This is a genomic window from Chamaesiphon sp. (assembly GCF_041738855.1).
Classification (GTDB): domain Bacteria; phylum Cyanobacteriota; class Cyanobacteriia; order Cyanobacteriales; family Chamaesiphonaceae; genus Chamaesiphon.
Map to the genome: position 1 here is coordinate 1 of NZ_JBGSPA010000104.1, position 4,022 is coordinate 4,022.

Sequence of the window (4,022 nt, forward strand, 5' to 3'; positions counted from 1 at the left end):
ATCGTGCTGGATCTGGCGCAAGAAGTCGCTCAGTTACGGGCACAGCTTGAGGTATATCGATCGGGAACACCAACATGATGAAGCCACCACATCAACAACCAGCATTAGTTGCACCAAGCAGGTTAAAGGAGCATTAGGCAATATTGTATTAACATGTAATTTGGGCGTTTTCCCCAAAATAGCAGGAGAACCAATATGGGGTACGACAACGATTCGTGCAAAACTGTATCATGACAGGCTTAAAACCTCTGTACAGCAATGCTTTGGAAGATCGATTTCTCTCATGGGTATGAACCATTTTACCGCTTTGATCGATGGTTTAATTGAGCGATTCATCTCAAAGTACTGTGGATGGTCTATTTGAGCGATTCTGTCACTCTACCTATGATGCAATCGCTCAGTTAATTAGCACCATGTAGGGGTAAGGGCGAGATACACGCAAAATTTATCATGGGGACGAATTTTTGTAACGACATGACATTAAGCCGTCAAGCAGATAATCATAGAATCATTACATAGCGAGGCTTCTAGTATAAAGTCACCTAGTTCCAGCTTGGATTGTCTCAAAGATTTCCCCACTTTTAATTTCCACCAGTTCTCGATGGTTGAAGATAAAACAGAAACAGACTTTGCCGAAAAGAGACTGTGAGATAATTCGATCGCAAGGCTCAAAAGCCTTGATAGCTATCTGTTTATCAATCAAACATTGCCTACCTTGAGATAAACTAGGCAATGTTTGGTCAGCCTCAATTTCTGTCTACTTTACAAAACTTTACACTGGTGATAACTTTTGTGCGGATCTCGTCTTTACCCCATGTAGACTCGATCATTCGGGATACTAATGCGGCACTTTCAGTTTTGAATCTCGATCGGGATCGATCTGTTAGGTTTTGCTTGCGCTCTGCCCAACCTACGAACTGAGAGCTTGTAGCGATAGCCATAACTACGCTCCTGATCGCTTTATATTTAATTCCAACCAGCTACTGATAAAGTGACATTTGTTGGATGACAAACCGTCTCTCTGAAGGGGTAGCACCAATATTTTTCATCATCTCCCGAATGTTATTTCTATTAACCTGAATGTAAGTGCCATTTTGCCGATAGTGAGTATTCTGCACTTGTCGCATAAGCTTTCGCAAATTTCTTTCTCGGATTGAGTAGCGACGATTGGGGGTTGAAATCTGTGCGAGTGTGTTCGTACAGCTTCGAGCTTTAGGCTCTGATGCAGCGAGATTTTCGCTAGTCCAGGTTGAGGTGTCCAAATTGTAGATCCGGTCGCACTCTTTTGTTGTCTGTGCCGAGACAGGTTGTGGCAACATTACTGAATTGCTGCTGGCAACAAAGCAAATCAGCCCGAAATTAACTAGATATTTACAGAGTGTTTTATCAATTCGCTCCACTGCTCTAATCCCCAATTTTTAAACTATTATCTGAATTTTTTGCTTCGGACACATCATAGTAGTTAGATATTATCAACAGTCATAGACTGATTCATCTACCCAAAGTAGTAGATTTTCTGGATTTGCAATAAATGTCGCTCCTGTCAAGTCGATATCGGCGGTCGATCGGGTATGACAACGAGTCGTGCAAAACTGTATCATGACGGGACTAAAACCCTTATGTAGCAATACTTTAAATGTACATTACACAGATATTTGTCCATCTTGCATAATTAATGTCCAGCTTAATTAAATAGCTGTAGCTCTTTCATATCAACGCTTTTAGCTAATTATGGTAGTCTGTTTACCTACGGTGAAAATTAATTAGATATTTGCCTTTTTCCAAAAAGCGATCAAAAAACTTTAGCATAGATAAATGCCTTTTCGATACCAGTTTAATCTGGTATCGAACCTGAACAAATTTGATAAAATAATGCAGTGCCTCGATCGATGTTTTTTGAGCCGCCCGATCTGAGAAAAATGGGTGAGTTTGACTATCTACTTCGTTGGATAGTGCTGCTTTCCGACCCTGGTATTCTGTCCGCCCTTGATGCTGCTTCTCATGGACTTGCGAAAGCTTGTTGGTGAGGGGGAAAAGTCATAATTATAAAGTCTCGTCTTTCTAGTATGACATAGGCGCACTCCCACGCAATATAGGGTTCAGCTTTTATTTGATAGAAGTAGAGACTTTCCTCTAGCGACAGTGCCAAAACGATCCCGTGCGAGGGATACCTACCTAAAATTTGCTTCTTGATAAACTTATCACGAGGTCAAAATTGCCAAATACTTACTAACGAAAGGTAGGTTGAAAGTGACAACGATTCGTGTAAATCATCATGACAGACTTTAGTTGAAATTATTTTATGGCAGAAGCCAATTAAAACTGAAATTTCTCTTCGATCGAGTTGGTCAAATTTACATTGAAAACAAGAATTAACTTGTGGAAAGGATTTGGAGCATATCTTGGACATTAATTGTGTAAAACTGACAAATAGACTTGTTGCTTTATAAAAAGCTCTGGAAGTCATTCAGAGACTGCTTCTCCCCCGATCTGTAAGTGTTAGGCAGCATCCAGGTAGAAGTTCCATAGCCCAACCGCAGTCAGCATCAGACGATCGTCGAAATCAGGCACACGATTCCTATAAATCGCTGAAGCTGCGTTGTACCGTTTAATCCCTGCATGGGCATGTTCACAAACCACCCGTTGAGAGCTAAATTCCTTGTTTTCCTGTTTTTGGATCTCACTCAACTCCTTCCCTCTTGGCTTTTTATGGGGTAAATGGATGTTCACAAACTCGTTTTGCAACCCCTGAAATCCTAAATCTCCTTCGATTCTGACCACATCTGGAATGTTGCTCACTAAGTCTGCTTCGTCCAATTGCCGCTTGTCATGGATCTTCCCTGCCCTGGCTTCACTCAACAAAATCACTCGCTTGCTTCGAGTGCTGCCTGTAATGTGCTTGCGCGTATGCCGTTTTTTCTTACCAGAGTAATGCTCTTTCTGCTGTTCGGCATCTTTTGGACGTTGTACTGGTCGTTCTGTCCCGTCGAAAATCACCTCCCTTACTGCTGGAAACCTTTCTAGAAACTGCTCGATACTTTCGAGCTTGCGTTCCGGTAATACCATCTTTTGACCCAAGGCTGTCTCTAATATTCCTTGGAGCCGATGTACCCACCGATTAGCCCGTCCCCGTTCCATGTCAAACAACCAGCTTAAAACATCAAACGTTGGATAACACTTGAAATAGAACAAGATGAAGAATAGTTTAAACTCCATGCTGCTCAATCTAGCTTTGCGACCTCCTCCCCTAGCTCGTTTTCTTGGCTTAGTGTCGCTTTCGATGCTCTCCTGATAGACCACCTCGAAGACTTCACTCAACTCGTCAAACGCTTTTCGATTCAGCCCCGTCAACGCCCTCAGTAAACGGTCATTCTCCAAGGCCCGATTAATTTTGAGCATTGTCTGTTGTCGATCGGGTGTTCTAACTAATTTAGCTTATAAAGCAACAAGTCTAATATCTATAAAATGTACAGAATCTTTGAAAGTATTGCTATTCAAAGGTTTCAAGCCTGTCGTGATACAGTTTTACACGAATCGTTGTCGTACCCGTTGCTGAACTCCTGAAGGACGGGGCAAGCGTCATTTTGAACGCATCTGCCGTGAATGAGAAGGGTGCAGCAATGGGCAGTGTGTACTTTGCTACAAAGGCGGCGGTACGATCGTTGGCTCGAACTCTGGCGGCTGAACTAGCATCCCGTCAGATCCGAGTCAATGCCATCAGCCCTGGTTTTGTGCCCACGAATTTTCAAAGCAAAATGGGATTGCCACCAGAAGCACTGAATAGCTTTGGTGACTATGTTAAGCAGTCTGCCCCTTTGGGGCGGTTTGGGAAACCAGAGGAGATTGCTGCGGGTGTCGTTTTTCTTGCTAGTGATGAGTCTTCTCACATCTTGCACTAGTATATAGGCACTAAATTTCCAGTGAAACTAACTCGAATGCCAGCCCCTGTGACAACAGAAATTCTCGCTGACGCTCGATTTCTAATAAAAGTAGACTCACAGCAGTCTGTGGCATTAACTGTT

General features: G+C 42.7%; 4 protein-coding genes. 2 read left to right on the forward strand and 2 right to left on the reverse strand.

Annotation, left to right across the window (positions count from 1 at the left end; translation table 11 throughout):
* Positions 1-364 (forward strand): hypothetical protein (locus tag ACEW9I_RS09895; protein WP_373540178.1); only part of this gene is annotated, 364 nt, incomplete at its 5' end.
* Between the two features lie 616 nt (positions 365-980).
* Here the strand turns inward: ACEW9I_RS09895 and ACEW9I_RS09900 are convergent.
* Positions 981-1,127, reverse strand: a complete 147-nt coding sequence (locus tag ACEW9I_RS09900) for a hypothetical protein (protein WP_373540179.1) — start codon at positions 1,125-1,127, stop codon at positions 981-983.
* Between the two features lie 1,372 nt (positions 1,128-2,499).
* Positions 2,500-3,216: a transposase family protein gene (locus tag ACEW9I_RS09905; protein ID WP_373540180.1), complete on the reverse strand. Its 717-nt coding sequence runs from the start codon at positions 3,214-3,216 to the stop codon at positions 2,500-2,502.
* Positions 3,217-3,584: 368 nt separating this feature from the next.
* On the opposite strand from ACEW9I_RS09905, the gene ACEW9I_RS09910 reads away from it, so the two are divergent.
* A complete protein-coding gene (locus ACEW9I_RS09910; protein ID WP_373540181.1) occupies positions 3,585-3,899 on the forward strand; it encodes an SDR family oxidoreductase in 315 nt (104 codons plus the stop codon).
* The last annotated feature ends 123 nt before the right edge of the window (positions 3,900-4,022 follow it).